The 21,768-nt window shown below is 69.5% G+C and carries 23 protein-coding genes; 4 read left to right on the forward strand and 19 right to left on the reverse strand.

The features are described 5' to 3' along the window. Positions 1 to 8 precede the first annotated feature (8 nt). Positions 9 to 1,274 (reverse strand): MFS transporter, encoded by a 1,266-nt coding sequence (locus A5773_RS18985; protein WP_082948306.1) that lies wholly within the window; start codon positions 1,272 to 1,274, stop codon positions 9 to 11. 287 nt (positions 1,275 to 1,561) lie between these two features. Here A5773_RS18985 and A5773_RS18990 point away from each other — a divergent pair, with 287 nt between their 5' ends. Both A5773_RS18990 and A5773_RS18995 read left to right on the forward strand, forming a co-directional pair. After that, the gene (locus A5773_RS18990; RefSeq protein WP_066945193.1) at positions 1,562 to 2,338 is read left to right on the forward strand and encodes a hypothetical protein; all 777 of its coding nucleotides are present in this window, start codon (positions 1,562 to 1,564) and stop codon (positions 2,336 to 2,338) included. Between the two features lie 4 nt (positions 2,339 to 2,342). Further along, positions 2,343 to 3,011 carry a response regulator transcription factor gene (locus tag A5773_RS18995; protein ID WP_066945196.1) on the forward strand — a complete coding sequence of 223 codons (669 nt, stop codon included), beginning with the start codon at positions 2,343 to 2,345 and terminating at the stop codon, positions 3,009 to 3,011. On the opposite strand, the gene A5773_RS19000 is transcribed toward A5773_RS18995, so the two are convergent. From A5773_RS19000 to A5773_RS19030, 8 genes are all read right to left on the reverse strand, one after another. Then, complete coding sequence (locus A5773_RS19000) at positions 2,993 to 4,414, reverse strand: HAMP domain-containing sensor histidine kinase (protein ID WP_066945200.1); 1,422 nt, start codon at positions 4,412 to 4,414, stop codon at positions 2,993 to 2,995. The two genes, A5773_RS18995 and A5773_RS19000, sit on opposite strands and share 19 nt — an antisense overlap. 84 nt (positions 4,415 to 4,498) lie before the next feature. Continuing rightward, positions 4,499 to 4,669 (reverse strand): hypothetical protein, encoded by a 171-nt coding sequence (locus A5773_RS26580; protein WP_156744895.1) that lies wholly within the window; start codon positions 4,667 to 4,669, stop codon positions 4,499 to 4,501. Between the two features lie 69 nt (positions 4,670 to 4,738). Further along, positions 4,739 to 7,591, reverse strand: a complete 2,853-nt coding sequence (locus A5773_RS19005; protein WP_066945204.1) for an aminotransferase class I/II-fold pyridoxal phosphate-dependent enzyme — start codon at positions 7,589 to 7,591, stop codon at positions 4,739 to 4,741. 78 nt (positions 7,592 to 7,669) lie between these two features. Further along, positions 7,670 to 8,068 carry an antitermination protein NusB gene (locus A5773_RS19010; protein ID WP_067792114.1) on the reverse strand — a complete coding sequence of 133 codons (399 nt, stop codon included), beginning with the start codon at positions 8,066 to 8,068 and terminating at the stop codon, positions 7,670 to 7,672. Further along, positions 8,065 to 8,562, reverse strand: a complete 498-nt coding sequence (gene nusB, locus A5773_RS19015; RefSeq protein WP_067265101.1) for a transcription antitermination factor NusB — start codon at positions 8,560 to 8,562, stop codon at positions 8,065 to 8,067. Before nusB ends, A5773_RS19010 begins: the two co-directional genes overlap by 4 nt. Further along, positions 8,559 to 9,122 (reverse strand): elongation factor P, encoded by a 564-nt coding sequence (gene efp / locus A5773_RS19020; protein ID WP_066945215.1) that lies wholly within the window; start codon positions 9,120 to 9,122, stop codon positions 8,559 to 8,561. Before efp ends, nusB begins: the two co-directional genes overlap by 4 nt. Before the next feature lie 120 nt (positions 9,123 to 9,242). Next, positions 9,243 to 9,464 carry a hypothetical protein gene (locus A5773_RS19025; RefSeq protein WP_067792117.1) on the reverse strand — a complete coding sequence of 74 codons (222 nt, stop codon included), beginning with the start codon at positions 9,462 to 9,464 and terminating at the stop codon, positions 9,243 to 9,245. A gap of 50 nt (positions 9,465 to 9,514) precedes the next feature. After that, a complete protein-coding gene (locus A5773_RS19030) occupies positions 9,515 to 10,633 on the reverse strand; it encodes an aminopeptidase P family protein (RefSeq protein WP_067792120.1) in 1,119 nt (372 codons plus the stop codon). 33 nt (positions 10,634 to 10,666) lie between these two features. Here A5773_RS19030 and A5773_RS19035 point away from each other — a divergent pair, with 33 nt between their 5' ends. Further along, complete coding sequence (locus tag A5773_RS19035) at positions 10,667 to 11,362, forward strand: B-4DMT family transporter (protein WP_067792123.1); 696 nt, start codon at positions 10,667 to 10,669, stop codon at positions 11,360 to 11,362. On the opposite strand, the gene aroQ is transcribed toward A5773_RS19035, so the two are convergent. The 10 genes from aroQ to A5773_RS19085 all read right to left on the reverse strand — a co-directional run bounded on the left by aroQ (position 11,359) and on the right by A5773_RS19085 (position 20,829). Further along, positions 11,359 to 11,799, reverse strand: a complete 441-nt coding sequence (aroQ, locus tag A5773_RS19040) for a type II 3-dehydroquinate dehydratase (protein ID WP_066945227.1) — start codon at positions 11,797 to 11,799, stop codon at positions 11,359 to 11,361. The two genes, A5773_RS19035 and aroQ, sit on opposite strands and share 4 nt — an antisense overlap. Next, on the reverse strand, positions 11,799 to 12,881 hold the full coding sequence (gene aroB, locus A5773_RS19045) for a 3-dehydroquinate synthase (RefSeq protein ID WP_067792126.1): 1,083 nt from the start codon (positions 12,879 to 12,881) through the stop codon (positions 11,799 to 11,801). Before aroB ends, aroQ begins: the two co-directional genes overlap by 1 nt. Further along, a complete protein-coding gene (locus tag A5773_RS19050) occupies positions 12,878 to 13,414 on the reverse strand; it encodes a shikimate kinase (protein ID WP_066945265.1) in 537 nt (178 codons plus the stop codon). Before A5773_RS19050 ends, aroB begins: the two co-directional genes overlap by 4 nt. Next, complete coding sequence (gene aroC, locus A5773_RS19055) at positions 13,414 to 14,619, reverse strand: chorismate synthase (protein WP_067792129.1); 1,206 nt, start codon at positions 14,617 to 14,619, stop codon at positions 13,414 to 13,416. Before aroC ends, A5773_RS19050 begins: the two co-directional genes overlap by 1 nt. Positions 14,620 to 14,676: 57 nt before the next feature. Further along, positions 14,677 to 15,099 (reverse strand): A24 family peptidase, encoded by a 423-nt coding sequence (locus A5773_RS19060; RefSeq protein WP_067265083.1) that lies wholly within the window; start codon positions 15,097 to 15,099, stop codon positions 14,677 to 14,679. An 11-nt stretch (positions 15,100 to 15,110) separates the two neighbouring features. Next, positions 15,111 to 15,920 (reverse strand): shikimate dehydrogenase, encoded by an 810-nt coding sequence (locus A5773_RS19065; RefSeq protein WP_156744901.1) that lies wholly within the window; start codon positions 15,918 to 15,920, stop codon positions 15,111 to 15,113. Continuing rightward, positions 15,907 to 17,148, reverse strand: coding sequence for an endolytic transglycosylase MltG (gene mltG / locus A5773_RS19070; protein ID WP_067792135.1), 1,242 nt, complete (start codon positions 17,146 to 17,148; stop codon positions 15,907 to 15,909). The genes A5773_RS19065 and mltG overlap by 14 nt, the downstream gene beginning before the upstream one ends. Next, positions 17,141 to 17,650 (reverse strand): Holliday junction resolvase RuvX, encoded by a 510-nt coding sequence (ruvX, locus tag A5773_RS19075; protein ID WP_066945243.1) that lies wholly within the window; start codon positions 17,648 to 17,650, stop codon positions 17,141 to 17,143. Before ruvX ends, mltG begins: the two co-directional genes overlap by 8 nt. After that, positions 17,651 to 20,356, reverse strand: a complete 2,706-nt coding sequence (gene alaS, locus A5773_RS19080) for an alanine--tRNA ligase (RefSeq protein ID WP_067792138.1) — start codon at positions 20,354 to 20,356, stop codon at positions 17,651 to 17,653. It lies immediately after the preceding gene. 83 nt (positions 20,357 to 20,439) lie between these two features. Continuing rightward, positions 20,440 to 20,829 carry a secondary thiamine-phosphate synthase enzyme YjbQ gene (locus A5773_RS19085; protein WP_197505419.1) on the reverse strand — a complete coding sequence of 130 codons (390 nt, stop codon included), beginning with the start codon at positions 20,827 to 20,829 and terminating at the stop codon, positions 20,440 to 20,442. A 170-nt stretch (positions 20,830 to 20,999) separates the two neighbouring features. Here A5773_RS19085 and A5773_RS19090 point away from each other — a divergent pair, with 170 nt between their 5' ends. Beyond that, complete coding sequence (locus tag A5773_RS19090; protein ID WP_066945253.1) at positions 21,000 to 21,623, forward strand: hypothetical protein; 624 nt, start codon at positions 21,000 to 21,002, stop codon at positions 21,621 to 21,623. Positions 21,624 to 21,768: the final 145 nt, after the last annotated feature.

Consider the following 21,768-nt stretch of genomic DNA (forward strand, 5'->3'; position numbering starts at 1 on the left):
GAGCGCGATTACGGAGCGGCAGTCACCTCCCGATTCAGCGTAAATTGTGATGGCGCAGCGCTTTTCGGGTTGCCCGGTCCCGACGGTCGCAGCCGGGTGGGCACCAGCGGGACGGCCGCCAATGGGAACAGCGCGCAAAGCGCCCAGGCGGGCGGGTATTCGGCGGCGACGATCAGCGCGCCGAACAATGGTGGCCCTGCGGCGGCCATCAGTCGCTGAGTGGTGTTCTGCACGCCCAGGGCGCGCCCGCTCCAGAACGGGCCGGCGAACTCGGTGATGGCGGTGGCCTCGAGCCCATTGTCGAGCATCGCGATCACCGTGACGGCGGCCATGAGCAACACGTCGTAGCCCGACCCCGTGCCGTCGGTGAGGGCGAGCAGGAGCAGCGCCAGCGCGGCGGCGATGGCGATGGCGCGGACCGGCCGCATCCGCGAGCCGACGCGGTCCGACCACCGCCCGACCGCGATTCGGCCCAGCGCGCCCAGCAGCTGGCACACGGTGACCAGACCGCCGGCGGCAGCGACCGACCAGCCATGGCGATTCATCAGCCACACGAGCACGAACGTCACGGTCACCGTTTGCGGCATCATCAGCAGGGCGCCTACCGCGTGAATCCGCCACAGCACGAACGACCCGCGATATGGACTGGCCAGTTCCGTGTCGGTGGCCGCCTGGCGCGATTTCCGCGGCGGATCGACGATCCCCAGCGCGCTGGCCGCAGCCGCCACCGTGCACATGAGCGCGAGGAACATCAGCCCCGAACGGGGACCATGCTCGGCCAGCTCCGGAATCACCAACGCGCCCAACGCGATACCCAACGGCTGCGCGGCCTGGCGGATGCCCATCGCCAGGCCGCGTTGGTGCGCCGGGAACCACGCGGACACCAGCCGCCCGCCGGCGGTGTTACAGCTGGCCGCGGCCATCCCACCGAGAAAGAGGAAGACACCGATGGCCACCATCGAATGGGCCGACGCCGCGGCGTAGGCCGCTGCCGCCGTGAGCGCCGAGCCCGCCGTCAGCACCAGCCGCTCGCCGACGCGGTCCAGCACCCAGCCCCAGAGCACAAGTGTCACCACCATCCCCCAGCTCGGCATGGACGACACCAGGCCGGCTTCCGTCAACGGGATGCCGCGGCGGCCCTGCAGCGACGGGATCAGGAACGCAACGCCATTGATGAACAGGAACGACGTCGCCGTCACCCCCAAGGAGACGATCATGACCGACCAGCGCGCGCCCGCGCCCAGTTGGCTCACGCTACCCGCCCCGGAAAGCATGCAAACCATCGTGGCACGACGTTCACCCGGCGCCTGGCGCCAAGAGCGCTGTAACTTATTGAACGCTAAGGCAATTGACACAAAAATCTCAGCGTCCACGCGCCGGCCGCCATCGCCCGAACTGCGAACTGTATTGTGCACCCGGCTGTTTGGGGCCCGGGAGGGACGGCCATCCGAGACCGCGATTCACAGTGTGGACACAGCGCTTTCTTATCCGCGCACTCAGCGTTTTCTCAGCGCGACTACCCTAGGAAGGCATCAACGACGACACGGGAAGACGACTGTGGATGAGTGACGTTTCGCGGCAAGCCCTGACCAAAGTGCCAGCAGTCACCCTGGGTTTCTGGATCATCAAGATCTTGGCGACCACGTTGGGCGAGACGGGCGGCGACACCGTCACGATGACGCTGAACTGGGGCTACGCGGCCGGGGTCGCCCTTTTCGGCGTCGCGCTGGTGGTGCTGGTTGCCGCTCAGATCGTCGCCAAGCGTTTCCACGCGAGCCTGTACTGGGCGACGATCGTGGCGTCGACGACGTTCGGCACGACGCTGGCCGACTTCGCCGACCGATCGCTCGGCATCGGTTACACCGGCGGGTCGCTCCTGCTGCTGGGTTGCCTCCTAGCCACCTTGGGCCTGTGGCGCTGGTCGGAGGGCACCGTCTCGGTCACCACCGTCTCGACGCCGAAAGTCGAGGCCTTCTATTGGGCGACCATCACGTTCTCGCAGACCCTGGGCACCGCGCTGGGCGACTGGCTCGCCGACACCCGCGGATTCGGTTACGAGCGTGGGGCGTTGGTGTTCGCCGCCGGCCTTGCCGTCGTCATCGCGCTCTACTACTGGACCGCCCTATCGCGGGTCGCGTTGTTCTGGGTTGCGTTCATCCTGACCCGCCCATTGGGCGCGACGATCGGCGACTTCATCGACAAGCCGGTCGCCGACGGCGGCCTCAACCTGAGCCGCCCGCTGGCCTCGGCCGTGCTCGCGGTGATCATCGTGGCGTTGATCGTGGTCTTGCCGCAGCGTCCGGGACACCACCCCGGCGCGGCCCACGAAGAGGCGTGATGGCATGAGAGTCCTTCTCGTCGAGGACGAAGCGCGGCTGTCGGCCACTCTCGCTCGGGGGCTCAGGGCGGAGGGATTCGTCGTCGTGGCCGTCGGCACGGGCGTCGACGGCCTGCGGGAGGCGGTCGACACCGGCTTCGACGTGGTGATCCTCGACATCATGCTGCCCGGCCACAGCGGATACGAGGTGTTGCGCCGGATGCGGACGCAAAACGTGTGGACGCCGGTCCTGATGCTGACCGCCAAGGACGGTGAGTACGACGAAACGGACGCTTTCGACCTGGGAGCCGACGACTACCTGACCAAACCGTTCTCGTTTCGGGTGCTGGTGGCGCGGCTGCGCGCCCTGATGCGCCGCGGCGTGCCGGAGCGGCCCACGGTGCTGACCGCCGGATCGCTGCGCCTGGACCCCGCGCGGCACACCGTCCACCGCGACTCGACCCCGATCACGTTGACCCCCAGGGAATTCGGGGTGCTCGAATTCCTCATGCGCAACAAGGACATGGTCGTGACCAAGGCCGAGATACTGCGCAACGTGTGGGATGCGCACTACCGCGGGCCCGACAACGTGGTCGAGGTCTACGTGGGATATCTGCGTCGCAAGATCGATATTCCCTTCGGCACCAACACCATCGAAACCATGCGGGGCGTCGGTTACCGGCTGCTGTGCTGAGGGTCGCGTAACGGCAGGGACACCACCATCCGGGTTCCGCCGCCCGGCCGGTCCTCGATCGTGACCGAGCCGCCGTGAGCGGCGACCACCTCGGCGACGATCGCGAGGCCCAGGCCGGCTCCCCCGCCGCTGCGGGCACGGTCGGAATCCAGACGCACGAAGCGCTCGAACACCCGGGTTCGGTCGGCCGGGGAGATCCCCGGGCCGTCATCGCTGATGGTAACGATGGCCGTCCCGTTGCCGCTGCCGACTTGTACGGCGACACGCGAAGTAGCGTGGCGGACAGCGTTTTCCACCAGGTTGCGGATAATTCGCGAGATGGCCATCGGGTCGCCGGTGCAACGAACCGGACGGATGTCGGTGTCGATTGCGCAGCGACCCTCCCGTCGCACGCGGGTGACCTCGACATCGGCGACCTCATCGAGGGCCAGTACTTCCTTGCGCCGCACCAGGCTCTGCTCGTCGGCGCGGGCCAGCAGCAGCAGGTCTTCGATCAGCGCGTGCATGCGTTGCGCCTCGGGAAGCAGCGTGTTGACCGCCAACTCGGCGTCGAGCAGGTCTGGATGGGCCTCGGCCACTTCCAGCCCGGAGATGATGGTGGCCAGCGGGCTGCGCAGTTCATGCGACGCGTCGCCGATAAAGCGCTGTTGCGCACGGTGGCCGGCTTCGATACGGGACAGCATCCGGTTCATGGTCACCGCCAGAGCCGCGATCTCGTCGCGGCCATTGGGTACCGGCACCCGCTCGGCCAGGTCGGAGGTCGAGATCTCGGCCACGCGCGCGCGGATCGCGTCCACCGATCGCAGCGACCGGCGAACCAGCAAGAACGTCGCGACCGCCGCCCCCGCGATGACGATGGGCGCACCGGCCGCCAGGAGCAGGGCGACGGTCCGCGCGGTCTCCTCGACCGCCTCGCTCCCCCCGCCCACGAGCACCGTGTATTCGCCGGACGGGGTTGCGACCCGCTGACCGCTGACGCGCATGTCGTCACCCGCCACCGCGTCGTCGGGCAGACCGCGACGCAGCGCGAAGTCGAACCCGCTCACGGGAACGAGCGGCGTGGCGGGTGCCGAGCGCGACCGCTTGACCACCCGCCCGTCGGGGGCGATCACTTGCACAGCGACCACCCTCGGGTCGGTGGTCAACAGGGCGTTGTCGAGGCCGGCCGGCGGCTCGGCCTGCAGCGCCTTCGCCAGGTCGCGAACTCGTTCGGCGGCGGCATAATCGACGCCCACCAGTAGCGACCGGTACAGAATCGCGTCCAGCCCCGCGCCGGCGAGGGCGAGGGCACAGAGCACGACGACAGCCGACACGGCGGCCGAGCGAGCGGCGATGCCCCAGTGCGGGAGGCGAGGCGACAACACCCCTCCGATTCTGCAGGGCCGCGCCCAACCGGGAAACATCGAGGTCAGCCCTCTTCTCAGCGGCTTCTCAGCGATCGGCTCCTACGCTGACACCGTCATGTCTGGTACTGCACGCCCGGCGCGTCACAAGAACCGCGCGACCACCCGAATGCTGGTCCACGCCGCCATTGCCGTTGGATTGGGGCTGGTGGCAGCGGTGCCCGCGGGCGCCGACCCGGGCCCGTTCAGGACCCTCAGCTGCAGCTGTCCGGAAACGGCGCCGGCCGGCAGCCCGGCCCGCAGCGACGAGATCACCCGAGGGATCCGGGCAGGCGAGCTCGGCTGGGCGCAGCCCGCACCCCCACACCCGGCCCCGTCGCGCCCCTAGCCGCCGGCACCTTCGCTGACGGCTCGCGCGACACGGTCACCATTGCCGGTGCCGTTCATCCCCGTAGCGTCCGACGGCAACTCGAACGAGGGATACGCCGTACCCACCGCCGCCAGCGCCGCGTTCCGCTGGGCCTCCATCCGCGCCAGCGCCGTCTCGGTGAACACCGACAGCCCCAGGTCGGGGTTGTAGCCGTGGATCTCCTTCACGTCCAGCTGGGCCAGGAAGTAGATGATCTCCTTGGACACCACCTGACCGGGGACCAGCACCGGGAAGCCGGGCGGGTAGGGCACCACGAACGTGGTGGACACCAGCGTCTTGCCCTCCGCCAACCGCCGGCCCGCCATGCCGATCAGGACGTGCTCGCGATCGGACTCCTCGTATCCGGCGTAGAAGGCCGACCGCATGTCGCCGAAGATGCACGCGTCCACCGGCCGGAAGGCGACGTCGAACTCGCTGAAGTCGGGCAGGTGCGGCAGGTCCTGCGTGATCTCCTCGACGTGACGCTCCTGCAATGCCCGGTCGGCGACACTGGCGGCGTTCTCGGCGCGGTCGAAATCGATTGCCACCCTGCGTAATACGTCGAGGAGATAGTGCACGCTCGACCAGGTCACACCGATGGTGAAGATCAGCAGCACGCTGTTGATGGACGTCTTGTTGATCTGGATGCCGAATCGGTCCATCAGGATCTTTTCGCGGAAGTCGTATCCGTTCATCCCCGTCTTGCCGACGAACAAGGTCACCCGCGTCGCGTCCAGCACGAACTGATCGGACCGCCACGCCTCATTCCACTCGGCCAGCGCCCCCTGCCGGACCTCGCGGTAGGAACTCACCGACGACGCCCGAAACTCCTCGGGCACCAGGTCGGACTCGTCGAGGATGCGGAACCACTTGCTGATCAACCGGTCTCGGCGCACCCGGTGGCGGAATACCAGCGCCATGTCGTAGGTCTGCCGGACCAGCTGGAAGCCCTCGATGTCGACCTGCCGGCGCGCCAGGTCCAGCGACGCCAGGAGTTGCTGGTTCGGTGAGGTGGAGGTGTGCGTCAGGAACGCCTCACCGAAGGCGTCGCGGGCCAGCGCGTTGAAATCCTGGTCCCGGACGTGGATCATCGACGCCTGCCGCAGCGCCGACAGCGACTTGTGCGTCGAATGTGTCGCGTACACGCGGACCCGCGCACGGGCGGGGTCGGGCAAGAGCGGGCGGTCGACCCACTCCGACCGATCGGCACCTTCCATCGATGCCGCCCAATCCCGGTACTCGGCAGCGTATTCCGGCGACGCCAGCATCTTCTCGAGGCGCTCGGCCGACACCATCGCCGTTCGCTGCCGGGCCCAGGGCACGGCCGTGGCGAACGCGTACCACGCCTCGTCCCACAGGAAGCAGATGTCCGGCTTGATGGCCAGCACCTCCAGCATGACCTGCAGCGGGTTGTAGACCACGCCGTCAAAGGTGCAGTTGGTCAGCAGCAGCATCCGCACCCGGTCCAGCTGGCCGGCCGCCTCGAGATCCAGCAGCGTCTGCTTGATCGTGCGCAGCGACACCGCCCCGTAGATCGCGAACTGCGGCAACGGATAAGCATCCAGGTACAGCGGGTAGGCGCCGGCCAGCACCAGCCCGTAGTGGTGCGACTTGTGGCAGTTGCGGTCGATCAGCACGATGTCGCCCGGCCGGGTCAGGGACTGGACGACGATCTTGTTGGCGGTGGACGTCCCATTGGTGACGAAATACGTGTGGTCGGAATTCCACGTGTGCGCGGCCTTATCCATCGCCTTCTTGATGTTGCCGTGCGGGTCGAGCAACGAGTCCAGGCCGCCGGATGTGGTCGAGGTCTCGGCCATGAAGATGTTGCGGCCGTAGAACTCGCCCATGTCTTGCAACGACTTCGAGTTGAAGATGCTGGCACCGCGCGCGACGGGCAGCGCGTGGAATTGGCCGACCGGTGCCGCCGCATACGCCCGTAGCGCATCGAAAAATGGTGTGGCGTAACGATTCCGAAGCCCTGCGAGGACGGTGCTGTGCAGGTCGGTGACATCGTTGAGCCGGTAGAACGTCCGGTCGTAGACGTCGGGCTCGGTGTCATCGCCCGCCGCGATGGACTCGTCGGTCAGCAGATACAGGTCGATGTGGGGCCGCAATTCGCGGATCCATTCGCCACACTCCACCCAGTCGTTGGCGCGGTCGGGAATATCCACGTCTTCGTTGGCCCCCAGCAGGGTGTTCATCAGCGGCAGCCGGTCTCGGGAGCGCAGTGGCAGGTCGTCGCGGATGATGGCGGCCTGGATCTCGCCGTTCAGGGCGACCGCGGCGATCGCGTCTTCGACGCTGGGCACCACCAGGATCTCGAACTGCACGTCGTCGGACGGGTTGCGCAGGTCCCGCAGGCATTCGGCCAGGCAGTCCGGGGCCGTCGCGGGCGCGTCGTCGGCGAGCAAGACGGTGTAGAACTGCTGCTGTTTGGCCTGGGCCACCAGCTCCTGGTCGGCCAGCGGCGCCGATGTGTCGAAAAGCCCTGCGCGGTCGCCGTATTCGCTCAGTAGCCGGACGGCCATGGAAACCTCTTCGGTGAGCCGCACCGTGGACAGGCTCTCGAGGTGCGCGCGGAAGGTCGCCAGGTTCGCCGCACCCGGATACAGCCAGTACCGCTCGTAGGCGGCGATGCGGTCCATCAGGCGCTTGACCCGGGCCACGTCGTGGGTCTTGTCGAGCCCGGCCAGGTCGACCTCGGCGAGGTGGCGGCACGCGTCGTCGAGCAGATTCCACGTGTCGACGCGGGCGTAGGACGGGTTGGCCACCGCCGCCAGCGCGGAGACGCGGAGTCGTCGCGGCTGGGTGGTGTATCGAGTCATGACCTCACCTGTTCTTCTGAGCGACTTGTATTCTCACCCCGCCGCGCTGCCCGCGTGATCGTTTCGCGTGAGCTCTCCTCAGCTGTTCAGCTCGTCGTCATCCTCGTCGGCGTCCACGATGCGCCGGTTGGCCCGCGTGCTGTCCACCCAGCGCAGGACCGGAAGCTCCCAGCGGCGGGCGGGCAACTCGGTGACGTCGGACAGCGATCGCACCACGGACTGGGTCAGGCCCATGAGCGCGGCCATCACGGGCAGCAGCGGCTGCAGCGGCCGCGCGGCGGTGCGAACCGTGCTGATGCGGCGGGCGACGATCAGCCGCTCGACGCAGTGATACAACCAGGCGCCCACCGCGAGCGCGTAGATCGACAGCGCCGACGCGACGATGGTCCAGCCGAAGGCGGCGCAGACCACAGCACCCAGCACCACCGTCGCGGCCAGCAACCCCGCGACGACGGCGCTCAGCTCCAGCCGGGTCACGCCTGGTGTTCCTCGGTTTCCGGCGCGCCGGCCGCACGGATGCGCACCGCCTCGGCGGCCGCCCGGATCTGCGGGGTCACCAGCATGACCTGGCCCAGCACGCCGTTGACGAAGCCCGGCGAGTCGTCGGTGGACAGCTCCTTGGCCAGCTGCACGGCCTCGTCCACGGCGACCGGCTCCGGCACGTCGTCGGCGTAGAGCAGCTCCCACACCGCGACCCGCAGGATGGCGCGATCGACGGCGGGCAGCCGGTCCAGCGTCCAGCCCTGCAGGTGCGAGCTGATCAAGTCGTCGATATGGGCGGCGTGCTCACCGACGCCCCGGGCGGCCGCGACCGTGTACGGCTGCAACGGCGCCACCTCGGAGTTCGCCGCGGCCAGGGTGGCGCGCCCGTCGACCACCTCGGCCGGGCCCAGCCCGCGGGCCTCGGCCTCGAACAACAGGTCGACGGCACGCTTGCGGGCCTGATGGCGCCCCCTGACGGGCCTGCTCACGCGTTGACGCGCCCCAAATAGCTGCCGTCGCGCGTGTCCACCTTCAGCTTGTCGCCGGTGTTGATGAACAGCGGCACCTGAATCTCCGCCCCGGTCTCCACGGTGGCGGGTTTGGTGCCGGCGCTGGACCGGTCGCCCTGCAGGCCCGGCTCGGTGTGGGTGACCTCCATCTCGACCGACACCGGCAGCTCGAGGTACAGCGGGGCCCCGTTGTGGAACGCCACCTGCACCGGCAGTCCCTCGAGCAGGAACCGGGCGGCGTCGCCGACCAGCGACTCCGGCAGCGGGTGCTGCTCGTAGTCCTGGCTGTCCATGAAGACGAAGTCCGAGCCGTCGCGGTACAGGTAGGTGGCGTCGCGCCGGTCGACGGTGGCCGTCTCCACCTTCACGCCGGCGTTGTACGTCTTGTCGACGACCTTGCCGGAAAGCACGTTCTTCAGCTTGGTGCGCACGAAGGCCGGGCCCTTGCCGGGTTTGACGTGCTGGAACTCGACGATCTGCCAGAGCTGGCCGTCGATCACCAGCACCAGTCCGTTCTTGAAATCGGCGGTGCTTGCCACGGTTCGGTGTATCTCCTAGAGGATGGACAGTCGTTCGCGAACTGTCTGCAATTTGTCGGTCAGTCTAAAGCGCGGCGCGGCCGGCGCCCGCGCGTCGGCTGGCGGTGGGAAGCTCCCGCGTTAGGGGCCGGCCTCGGCCGGCTCGCTCGGCGAAGACCGCAGCCGCTTGATCATCGTCAGGAAGGGAACGTTGAGCTTTCTCCCGCCGGAAAAGGGCACCGCGACAGGGAAATACACGATGTCGATCTCCAGCCGCAGCTCCCGCAGGGGCTGGGCGCTCAGCTCCCACCTAAAGTCCCGCAGGCGCGCCAGCCCACGCTCGATTGGCTCCACCCCATTCACGCCACCCGACTTTACCCCCGGGCACCAGGCCGCCGACCCGCGCGGTTCGCCTAGGCCAGAACCGCGAAATCCTTCGGAAACCGGGTGAGCAACTCCGGCGCCCGCCCGCGGGTCGCCGCCGCCTCGCCGGGCACGACCAGGGTGTCCTCGATGCGCACGCCGCCGCGGCCCGGCAAGTAGACGCCCGGCTCGACGGTCACCACCGAACCGGCCAGCAACGTGCCGGTGGACGTGGCGCCGATTCCCGGCGCCTCGTGGATCTGCAACCCCACGCCGTGCCCCAACCCGTGGCCGAACTGATCGCCATACCCGGCGTCGACGATCAGCTGGCGCGCCGCGCCGTCGACGTCGCGCAGGTTGGCGCCCGCCCGCAACGCCTCCCGCCCGGCCCGCTGGGCATCGGCGACCAGCTGATAGATCTCCAGCTGCCAGTCGGCGGCCTTGCCGAGCACGAAGGTGCGGGTCATGTCGGAGTGATAGCCGGCCACCAGCGCGCCGAAGTCGATCTTCACGAAGTCCCCGTCCGCCAGCGCGGCGTCGGTGGGACGGTGATGCGGGATCGCCGAATTCGGCCCGGCGGCCACGATGGTTTCGAACGAGATCGCGTCGGCGCCGTGGTCGAGCATCAGCGCCTCGAGCTCGCGGCTCACCTCACGTTCAGTCCGGCCGGGCCGCAGGCCGCCGCCCTCCACCAGGGCGGCGAGGGCGGCGTCGGCCGCCTCGCAGGCCAGCCGCAGCAGCGCCACCTCGCCGTCGTCCTTGACCTCGCGCAGCGCCTCGACCGTCCCGGCGGCCCGCACCAGCTCGGTGCCCGCCTTGCGCTCGCCGAGCTCGCCGGTCAGGACGTCGAAGGCGTCGACGGTCACCACGTTGCTTTCGAAGCCCAGCTTCTCGACGCCGTCCTCGGCGGCCCGGCCGACCAGGTGGCGCCCGAGGGCGCGTTCGATGGCGATCTCGAGCCCGGGCGCCTGCTCCGCGGCCTGGGTGCGATACCGGCCGTCGGTGGCCAGCACCGCGCCCCGATCGTCGGCGAAAACCAACAACGCGCCGTTCGATCCGGTGAAACCGGATAGGTAGCGCACGTTGTTCAGGTCGCTGACCAGCATCGCGTCCAGTCCAGCGGCTCGAATTTGCGCCTTCAGGTTGTCTCGGCGCTGAGAATGTGTCACGACCCTTGACGGTACTCGCTACGCTGATTGCCCATGAGGTCCTGGATGCTGCGCGGATTGGTGTACGCCGCGGCGATGGTAATCGTCCGCTTGTTCCAAGGCGCGTTGATAAATGCATGGCAGACGCAGGCCGGGCTATTCAGCGTGGTGCTGCTGCTTCTGTTCATCATCGGCGTGGCCGTTTGGGGGGTATTCGACGGCCGGGCCGACGCCCACGCGAACCCGGACCCGGACCGGCGCCGCGATCTGGCGATGACCTGGCTGCTGGCCGGCCTGGTGGCCGGCGTCCTGTCCGGCGCCGTCTCCTGGCTCATCGCGCTGGTGTACAAGGGTCTCTACACCGGCGGCCTGATCAACGAGCTGACCACGTTCGCGGCGTTCACCGCGCTCTGCGTGTTCCTGCCCGGGATCATCGGCGTGACCATCGGCCGCTGGCGGGTGGACCGGCAGTACGAGAAGGAGCCGGAGAAGCGCCACGGCCTTGGCGACAAGGAAGGGCGGGACAGCGACACTGACGTGTTCTCCGCGGTACGCGGTGACGACGCGCCGACCGGGGAGATCCCCACGGCGAGAGCGCAGCACGAGGAGCGGACCGCGGCGGTCGCCACGGCCGAGCGGGAGGCGCCCACCGAAACGATCGCCAAGACCGAGTCCGAGCCCAAAACCGAGGTGATCCGCAAGGCCGGCGACGAGCCCACCACGCCGGGCAGCGAGCCCGGCAAGGGCTAACCCTTGGCGGTTTCCGCCAGGTAGCGCAGGGCGAGCAGGTAGCCCTGGATTCCGAGCCCGACGATCACCCCCGTCGCGACCGGGCTGAGGTACGAGTGCCGCCGAAAGTCTTCGCGGGCATGCACGTTGGAGATGTGCACCTCGATCAGGGGCGCGCGTAACTCGGCGCACGCGTCGCGAAGCGCAACCGAGGTGTGGGTCAGCCCGCCGGCGTTGAGGATCACCGGTTCGCCCGCGTCGGCGGCAGAATGGATCCAATCCAGCAGTTGGGCTTCGTTGTCGCTTTGGCGCACAACGGCTTTCAAGCCGAGCGCGGCGGCCTCCCGCTCAATGAGCTCGGCCAGTTGGTCGTGCGTGGTGTCCCCGTAGACCTCCGGCTCGCGGCGGCCCAGGCGGCCCAGGTTCGGGCCATTGATCACGTTGACGGTGGGGGTCATCAGGCGTCCTCTTCGTCGGACAGCCCCGCGTATGCCGCCGCCAGCAACGACGGGTCGGGGCCGGCCAGCCGCCCCGGCTTGGCCAGGCCGTCGAGCACCACGAACCTCAGCACCCCGGCGCGCGACTTCTTGTCCTGGGCCATGTATTCCAGCAGTTGCGGCAACGCGTCGGCGTCGTAGCCGACCGGCAGGCCGAGCGCCGACAGGACGGTGCGATGACGCTGCGCGGTCGCGTCGTCGAGCCGGCCGGCCAGCCGGGCCAGTTCCGCGGCGAACACCAGGCCCACCGACACCGCGGCGCCGTGCCGCCACTCGTAGCGCTCCCTGCGCTCGATCGCATGCGCCAACGTGTGGCCATAGTTCAAAATTTCGCGCAGCTCCGACTCCTTCTCGTCGGCGGCGACCACCTCCGCCTTGACGGCGATCGAGCGCCGGATCAGCTCCGGAAGCACGTCACCCGCGGGGTCCACGGCGGCCTGCGGGTCGGCCTCGATGAGATCGAGGATCACCGGGTCGGCGATGAAGCCGGCCTTGACCACCTCGGCCATTCCGGCGACGAGTTCGTTGTGCGGCAACGTTTCCAGGGTCGCCAGGTCGACCAGCACCGCCAGCGGCTGATGGAACGCACCCACCAGGTTCTTGCCCGCGTCGGTGTTGATGCCCGTCTTGCCGCCGACGGCCGCGTCGACCATGCCGAGCAACGTGGTGGGAATGTGGACGATGTCGACGCCGCGCAGCCAGGTGGCCGCCGCGAACCCGGCGACGTCGGTGGCGGCGCCGCCGCCGAGGCTGACCAACGCGTCTTTGCGGTCAATCCCGATGCGGCCCAAGACTTCCCAGAGGAAGCCCACAACGGGAAGATCCTTTCCGGCCTCGGCGTCCGGGATTTCGATGCGGTGCGCGTCAACGCCCTTGTCCGCCAAGCGGCTTCGGATCGCTTCGGCGGTTTGCGCGAGCGGCGGTTGGTGCACGATGGCCACCCGATGCCGGTCGCAGAGCAGTTCGGCCAGCTCGTCGCCCAGGTCGGTGCCGATGATCACCGGGTAGGGCGGATCGACGGCCACCTGCACGGTGTGGGTCATGTCGCCGCCTTCGCGTGGGCGTTCTCGGGGGTCTGCAGCCGGGACACGATGTAGCGCACGACCGCCCCGGGATTGCGGCGGTTGGTGTCGACGCGGATCGTCGACACGCGCCGGTACAGCGGGACCCGCTCGGCCATCAGCGCTTTGTATCTCTCGGCCCGGTCCGGGCCGGCGAGCAGCGGGCGCACGGCGCTGCCGCCGGTGCGCCGCACGCCCTCGTTGGCGCTGATCTCCAGGTAGATGACGGTGTGGCCGGCGAGCGCCGCGCAGACCCCCGGGCTGGTAACGGCCCCACCGCCGAGCGACACCACGCCGTCATGGTCGGCCAGCGCGGCGCGCACCGCGCCCTCCTCGATGCGGCGGAACTCCTGCTCCCCCTCCGCGGCGAAGATGTCGGCGATGCTGCGCCCGGTCTGCTGCTCGATCGCCGCGTCGGTGTCGAGGAACCCGACACCGAGCGCCTTGGCCAGGCGCCGCCCGATGGTGGACTTGCCCGAGCCGGGCAGCCCGACGAGTACGGCCCTGGGTGCCATCACGCGGTACCCCGGGCGGCCGGCGCTTCCCGGTCGGCGACCGCGCGCTGATACGCCTCGATGTTGCGGCGGGTTTCGGTGAGCGAATCGCCGCCGAACTTCTCCAGCGCCGCCCGGGCCAGCACCAACGCCACCATGGCCTCGACCACGACGCCTGCGGCCGGCACCGCGCACACGTCCGAGCGCTGGTGGATGGCGACGGCCTCGTCGCCGGTCGCCATGTCGACGGTGGCCAGCGCCCGCGGCACGGTGGAGATGGGTTTCATTGCGGCGCGCACCCGCAGCGGCTGCCCGTTGGTCATGCCGCCCTCGAGCCCGCCCGCACGGTTGGTCGAGCGGACCACACCGTCGGGTCCGGGATACATCTCATCGTGGGCGCGGCTACCGCGGCGGCGGGCGGTTTCGAACCCGTCGCCGATCTCCACGCCCTTGATGGCCTGGATGCCCATCACCGCGGCGGCGAGCTGGCTGTCGAGCCGGTTGTCGCCGCTGGTGAACGAACCCAGCCCGACCGGCAGACCCGTGGCCACCACCTCGACCACGCCGCCGAGGGTGTCGCCGTCCTTCTTGGCCGCCTCGATCTCGGCGATCATGGACTGCTCAGCCTCTTTGTCGAAGGCGCGCACCGGGCTGTCGTCGATCGCGGGCAGGTCTTCCGGGCGGGGCGGCGGGCCGTCGTAGGGAGCCGACGGACCGATCGCGATCACGTGCGAAAGCACCTCGACACCCAGGGCCTGGCGCAGGAAGGACCGCGCGACGGTGCCCACCGCGACGCGGGCTGCCGTCTCCCGGGCGCTGGCCCGCTCCAGCACCGGCCGGGCGTCGTCGAAGCCGTACTTGAGCATGCCCGCGTAATCGGCATGGCCGGGCCGCGGCCGGGTGAGCGGTTCGTTGCGCGCGACATTGGCCAGCTCCGCCGGGTCGACCGGGTCGGCGGCCATCACGGTCTCCCACTTGGGCCACTCGGTGTTGCCGATCTCGATGGCGATGGGGCCGCCCAGCGTGATGCCGTGGCGCACCCCGGAGAGCACGGTCACCGCGTCGCGCTCGAACTTCATCCGCGCGCCACGGCCGTAACCGAGCCGGCGGCGGGCCAACTGGTCGCCGATATCGGTCGAGTTGACCTCGACGCCGGCGACCATGCCCTCGAGCATGGCCACCAAGGCGCGGCCATGGGACTCCCCGGCGGTGATCCAACGCAACACCCGATCATCTTCCCATGTGCGCCCGGGTGGGCTTAAATCCGCGCGTGGCCGTCGGGCTCACATCAGCACCAGGCCGATTGCGGCGGCGGTGGCCGCGCACATCGAGGGGCCGTGCGGCACCGACGCGGCGTCCGCGCCGCCGAGCAGGCCCCACGACACGGTCAGCAGCGGCGCCGCCAGCGCCGCCAGGAACCACACCCCGACGCCGAAACAGCCGGCCAGCGCCCCCAGGCCGATCGCGAGCTTGACGTCTCCCGCCCCCATCCCCGCCGGGGCCACGGAATGCACCAGCAGATAGACCGCGGTCAACGCCGTCGCCCCTGCGAGGGCGGGCCAGCCGCGCCCGGACACGGCGGCCGCCAGCAGGATCATCCCGGCCCCGGGCAGCGTCAGCAGGTTCGGCAACCGGCGCTCGCGGATGTCGTAACCGCTCAACACCGCCAGCCAGACCAGCACCGCGACCGCCGCAGTCACCCGCATGCCGCGGGACGCTAGCCCAAGGCGGCGGCCATCGCCTCTCGCGGCGCCGGCAGGCCTGTGAATAGCTCGACCTGGGTGACGGCCTGATGCAGCAGCATCTGCAGGCCGCTGATCACGCGCCCGCCGGCGTCGGCGACCGCGGCGGCCAGCGGCGTGGGCCACGGGTCGTAGACGGCGTCGAGCAGCACCGGGATGGCCGCGAAGGTGTTCGCATACCGCGCCCCGACCTCGGCGGGAATCGTGCTGACCAGCACCTCCGCGCCGGCCACCGCGGCGGGCAACTCGTCGCTGTCCAGACCCACGAACCGCGTCGACACCCCGATTCCCGTGCCGAGCTCCACCAGCCGGGCGGCCTTGTCCGGATTGCGCGCGACGACGGTGATGGCGGTGACGCCCAGCTGGGCCAGCCCCAACACGGCCGCCGGCGCGGTGCCACCCGACCCGCACACCAGCGCCGGCCCGGCCGCTGACCCCAGCGCCCCCGCCACGCCGTCGATGTCGGTGTTGTCCGCCCGCCAGCCCGCTTCCGTGCGGACCAGGGTGTTGGCCGACCCCACCCGCTCGGCACGTTCGGTGCGCTCGTCGGCGAACCGCAACGCGGCGAACTTGCCCGGCATGGTCACCGACACCCCGACCCACTCGGGTCCGAACCCGCCGACCACCGCCGGCAGCTGCTCGGCGTCGCACTCGATCCGCTCGTAGGTCCAGTCGTGCAGCCCCAGCGCCCGGTAGGCGGCCAGGTGCAGTTGCGGGGACTTCGAGTGGGCGATCGGCTTGCCGAGCACCGCCGCTTTTCGCGGTGCGCCGTCAGCGCGCGCTATCGAGGACACCGTTGCGCTTAGCCAGCTCGATGTTGGCCAGATGCTGCTGATAATCCTTGGTGAACAGCGTCGTCCCCTGGGCATCGATGGTGACGAAGTACAACCAGTCACCGGGCTCGGGATGCTCGGCGGCGTGCAGGGCGTCCACCCCGGGCGAACAGATCGCGGTCGCCGGCAACCCCTGCGACACGTAGGTGTTCCACGGCGTCTTCTGGGCACGGTCGGCGTCGGTGGTGGCCACTTCCCGGCGGTCCAGCGGGTAGTTGACCGTCGAGTCGAATTCCAGCGTGTGGTGAGCGTGCAGGCGGTTGTAGATGACCTGTGCGACCTTCGCGAAGTCCTGCGACTTGGATTCCTGCTCGACCAGCGACGCCACCACCAGGATGTCGTAGGGCGACAGGCCCATGGCCTGGGCGGTGTCGACCAACCCCGACTTCATGTACTCCACGGCGCCGGCGCTGATCAGGCCCGACAGGATCGTCTCGGCCGACGTAGAGGGGTCGACGTTGAAGGTGCCCGGCGCGATCAGCCCCTCGATCCGGCGATGGTCCTTGCCGAGCTCGGTGAACGGCTCGAGCGCCCACGGCGGCACCGCCAGGGCCGCGGGCGCGCTGTTGGTCGCCGCCGCCCGCAGCTCCTCCACCGCGACGCAGTGCTGGTTGCCGTCCAGGGTCACGCAGGTGGCACGGGAGATCAGCGTCAGGATCCCCGGGGTCACCTTGTTGGTCTTCATGTCGGTGGTGTCGTCGAGCTGGCGGCCTTCCGGGATGACCAGCCGGCCCACCCGGCTGTTCGGGTCGGCCAGCCGCTCGACGGCATTGGCCGCCGGGATCTCGGTGCGCATCCGGTAGAAGCCGGGCTGGATCGAAGAGATCTTGGTGTTGCCGTGCGCGGCGTTGACGAATGCCCGAACGGTCTTGGTCACCTGCTCGTGCTGCAGCGTCTCCCCGACCATGGTGGTCGAGTCACCGTCCTTGATCTGAATCACGATGTCGCGCTTGCCGGTTCCGGTGTAGTCGTCGCCGGAGCCGAATACCGTGTGCCACAGCTTGGCGCCGACGAAGACTCCCACCAGCACGACGACGGCGACGACCGCGAGCATGATCTTGCCGGCGAACCGCCGCCGGCGACGCCCCCGCTCGGCCCGGTTCCGGGAAACGCGGCTCCCTTTGCGCGACGAACCGACCGCTTCGGGCTCGGCCCGTTCGCGCCGTGCGCTGTCAACCATCGGTGGAGTCCCCCGCCGTCAGGGTGGCTCGGCGTTGGTCGAGCCAGCTCTGCAGGATGGCCACCGCGGCCGCCTGGTCGATCACCGCCCGCTGCTCCCTGGCGCGCACGCCGGCCGCGCGCAGCGATCGCTGCGCGCTGACGGTGGTCAGGCGCTCGTCGGCCAGCCGCACGGGCGTCGGGGCGATGCGCTGGGCCAATGCGTCGGCCAGCTCCATCGCGTCGACCGCCGACGGACCGGTGCGGTCGGCCAGTGTCCGCGGCAACCCGACGACCACCTCGACCGCCCCGAGCTCCGCGGCCAGCTCGGCCAGCCGCCGCACGTGTTTGCCGGAACGGTCGCGGCGCACGGTTTCCACGGGCGTGGCCAGGATGCCGTCGGGGTCGCTGCAGGCGACACCGATGCGCACGCTGCCCACGTCGACGCCGAGCCGTGGGCCCCGTCCGGGATCCTGGTCAGGGTCGCCGGGCCGGTCGGGCAGGCGATGCTCTGTGGGAACCACTCAGCCGACCCGCGCTATCTCAGAGCGGACGGCCTCGAGCGCGGCGTCGATGCGGGTCGGGTCCTTTCCGGAACCCTGCGCGAGATCCGGTTTGCCCCCGCCGCGGCCGTCGACGGTCGCGGCCAGCTGCTTGATCAGGTCATTGGCGCGGATCCCGAGGTCTTGGGCGGCCGGGTTCGCGGCGATCGCGTAGGGCACGGTGCCGCCCTCCCCTTCCGCGATCAGCGCCACCACGGCGGGGTCGCTGCCCAGCTTGCCGCGAATGTCGCCCACCAGGGAACGCAGGTCGCCCGCCGTCATCCCCGCCGACATCCGTTGCGCCACCACACGGACGTTACCGATACGCTCCGCGCCGGCCGCGGCGTTGGGCGCGGCGGCGCGCGCCCCGGCCAGCCGCGCGCGTTCGAGTTCCTTCTCGGCGGCCTTGAGCCGCTCCACCAGGCCGGCCACCCGGATGGGCACCTCGTCGGACGGCACCTTCAGCGACGAAGCCAGCCCAGCCATCAGGGCGCGCTCCTTGGCCAGGTGGCGGAACGAGTCCAGCCCGACGTAGGCCTCCACGCGGCGCACCCCGGAACCGACCGACGATTCGCCCAGGATGGTCACCGGCCCGATCTGCGCCGAGTTGTGGACATGGGTGCCACCGCAGAGTTCCAGCGAGAACGGGCCGCCGATCTCCACCACCCGCACCTGCTCCGGGTAGCTCTCGCCGAACAGCGCGACCGCCCCCATGGCCTTGGCCTTCTCGAGCTGCTCGGTGAAGGTGTGCACCTCGAAGTCCGCCTGGACGGCCTCGTTGGTGACCTCTTCGATCTGCGTGCGCTGCTCGTCGGACAGCGAACCCTGCCAGTTGAAGTCGAACCGCAGGTAGCCCGGGCGGTTCAGCGACCCGGCCTGAACGGCGTTGGGGCCGAGCACCTGTCGCAGCGCGGCGTGCACCATGTGGGTGCCCGAGTGACCCTGGGTGGCACCGCGGCGCCATTCCGGGTCGACCGCCGCCACCACGGTGTCGCCCTCCACGAATTCGCCGGACTCGACGTTAATCCGGTGCACCCACAGGGTTTTGGCGATCTTCTGCACGTCGGTGACCGCCGCGCGGGCGCTCTCGCCCGCCCCGGTCCCGGTGATGGTGCCCTCGTCGGCGATCTGGCCGCCGGATTCGGCGTACAGCGGGGTGCGGTCCAGCACGAGTTCGACCTGGTGCGCCCCGGCCCCTTCCGTTTGCGAGCCGTGGGTGACCACCGGCACCCGCTTCCCGTCGACGAAGATGCCCAGAATCCTTGCCTCGGAAGCCAGTTCGTCGAATCCGGTGAATTCGGTTGGGCCGGCGTCGACCAGCTCGCGGTAGGCGCTCAGGTCGGCGTGCGCGTGCTTGCGGGCGGCGGCGTCCGCCTTGGCCCGGCGGCGCTGTTCGGCCATCAGTTCCCGGAAGCCGATCTCGTCGACCTGCAGGCCGGCCTCGGAGGCCATCTCCAGGGTCAGCTCGATCGGGAAGCCGTAGGTGTCATGCAGCGTAAAGGCATCCGAGCCGGAAATCGCTTTCTTACCAGACGCTTTCGTGGTGCCGGCCACCTCGTCGAACAGCTTGGAGCCGGCCGCCAGCGTGCGGTTGAACGCGGTCTCCTCGGCGACGGCGATGCGCCTGATCCGGTCGAAGTCGGCGACCAGTTCGGGATACGACGGCCCCATCGCGTCGCGCACGGTTGCCATCAGCTCGCCGACGATCGGGCCTTCGATGTCGAGCAGCTTGGCCGACCGGATCACCCGGCGCAGCAGGCGGCGCAGCACGTACCCGCGCCCATCGTTGCCGGGAGTGACGCCGTCTCCGATCAGGATCGCCGCGGTGCGGCTGTGGTCGGCGATGACCCGGTAGCGCACGTCGTCCTCGTGATTGCCGGCGTCGTAACCGCGCGGCGCACGGGCGGCCACGGCATCGATGACGGGCCTCAGCAGGTCGGTCTCGTAGACGTTGTGCACGCCCTGCAGGACGAACGCGACGCGCTCGACGCCCATGCCGGTGTCAATGTTCTTGCGCGGCAAGGGCCCTAGGATTTCGAAGTCGGTTTTGCCGGTGCCCTCGCCGCGTTCGTTCTGCATGAACACGAGGTTCCAGATCTCGATGTAGCGGTCTTCGTTGGCCACCGGGCCCCCGCCGACGCCGAACTCCTCGCCGCGGTCGTAGTAGATCTCCGACGACGGGCCGCATGGACCGGGGATGCCCATGGACCAGTAGTTGTCTTCCATGCCGCGGCGCTGGATCCGCTCGGGCGGCAGCCCGGCGATGTCCTGCCACAGCTGCACGGCCTCGTCGTCGTCGAAATAGACCGTCGTCCAGATTCTTTCGGGGTCCAGGCCGTAGCCACCCTCGGACACGCCGTTGGTCAGCAGGGTCCACGCCAGCTCGATGGCGCGGCTCTTGAAGTAGTCGCCGAACGAGAAGTTGCCGGCCATCTGGAAGAAGGTGTTGTGCCGGGTGGTGATGCCCACCTCGTCGATGTCGGGCGTGCGGATGCACTTCTGAATGCTGGTGGCCGTCGAATACGGCGGTGTGCGGGCGCCCAGGAAGTACGGCACGAACTGGACCATGCCCGCGTTGACGAACAGCAGGTTGGGGTCGTCGAGGATCACCGATGCGCTGGGCACCTCGGTGTGACCCGCCTTCACGAAGTGATCAAGAAACCTCTTCCTGATCTCGTGTGTCTGCACTTCTGGTCCGCTTCTTCCTGTTTGCTTTTTGTGCGTGGACGTCTATTCCAGCGTATTCGCCGGAATTGCTGGCTATCGGGCCGCTAACCCTCCAGAAAGCTCAACCGCACCGAGCGGTGCGGGTTGTCCCGGTTCAGGTCGACCAGCACGATGCTTTGCCACGTGCCCAGCATCGGCTCGCCGGCGGAGACCGGCACCGTCACCGACGGCGCGACCAGCGCCGGCATCACGTGATCGGCGCCGTGGCCCGGCGAGCCATGCGAGTGCCGGTAACGGTCGTCGCGCGGCAGCAGCCGTTCCAGCGTGTCGAGAAGGTCGTCGTCGGAGCCGGCCCCGGTCTCGATGATGGCGACGCCCGCCGTCGCGTGCGGGACGAACACGTTGCACAAGCCGTCGCCCCGCGACCAGCAGAAGCCCCGCACCGCCTCGGTCAGATCGACGATGCGGCGCCGTGTGGTGTCCACGTCGAGCACATCGGTATGCATCCGAACCAGCCTACGGCGCACCTGTTGCGACCAGCCAATCGTTTGTGAGCGCGACCACATCAAGGCATTGCGGCGCGCAACGGGCAGGAGGAAGGTTACTGATGGGCCGGTCGCCCACCGGGCCCCTTCGGTACAAGCCCCAACAGAGGAGGTCGGCCGTGTACGCACGCTCCACCACCATCCAGGCGCAACCCTTATCGGTAGATATCGGTATCGCGCACGTTCGCGACATCGTCATGCCGGCCCTCATGGAGATCGACGGGTGTGTCGGACTGTCACTGTTGGTCGACCGGCAGTCCGGAACCTGCATCGCCACCAGCTCGTGGGACAGCATCGACGCCATGCGCGCCAGCGCCGAACGGGTCGCCCCGATCCGCGATCAGGCCGCGCTGATGTTCGACGGCAGCGCGCGGGTCGAGGAGTGGGACATCGCTTTGCTGCACCGCGACCATCCGTCCCGTCCGGGGGCCTGCGTGCGAGCCACCTGGCTCAAGGTGGTGCCTGATCAGCTGAGCCGATCCCTGGACTTCTACCGGACGTCGGTGCTGCCGGAGCTGGAGGATCTCGACGGGTTCTGCAGCGCCAGCCTGCTGGTCGACCATCCCGCGTGCCGGCGGGCGGTGTCCTGCTCGACGTTCGACTCGATGGACGCCATGGCCCGCAACCGCGACCGGGCCAGCGAATTGCGCAGCAGGCGCGTCCGGGAGCTGGGCGCCGAGGTCGTTGACGTGGCCGAATTTGAGCTGGCGATCGCTCACCTGCGGGTGCCCGAACTGGTCTAGCGGCGCCGGCTTTCGCCGAGTGTGCGGCGAGCCGCACAGCGGGCGGCGGGGGGGGGGGGGGGCCCCGCCCCCCCCCCCCCCAAAACCGCGTGGGGGGCGCCCGCGGCCCGCGGGCGCCCGGGGGGGGGGGCGGCGGCGCCCTCGA

Source organism: Mycobacterium sp. 852014-52450_SCH5900713, assembly GCF_001667075.1.
Lineage (GTDB): Bacteria > Actinomycetota > Actinomycetes > Mycobacteriales > Mycobacteriaceae > Mycobacterium.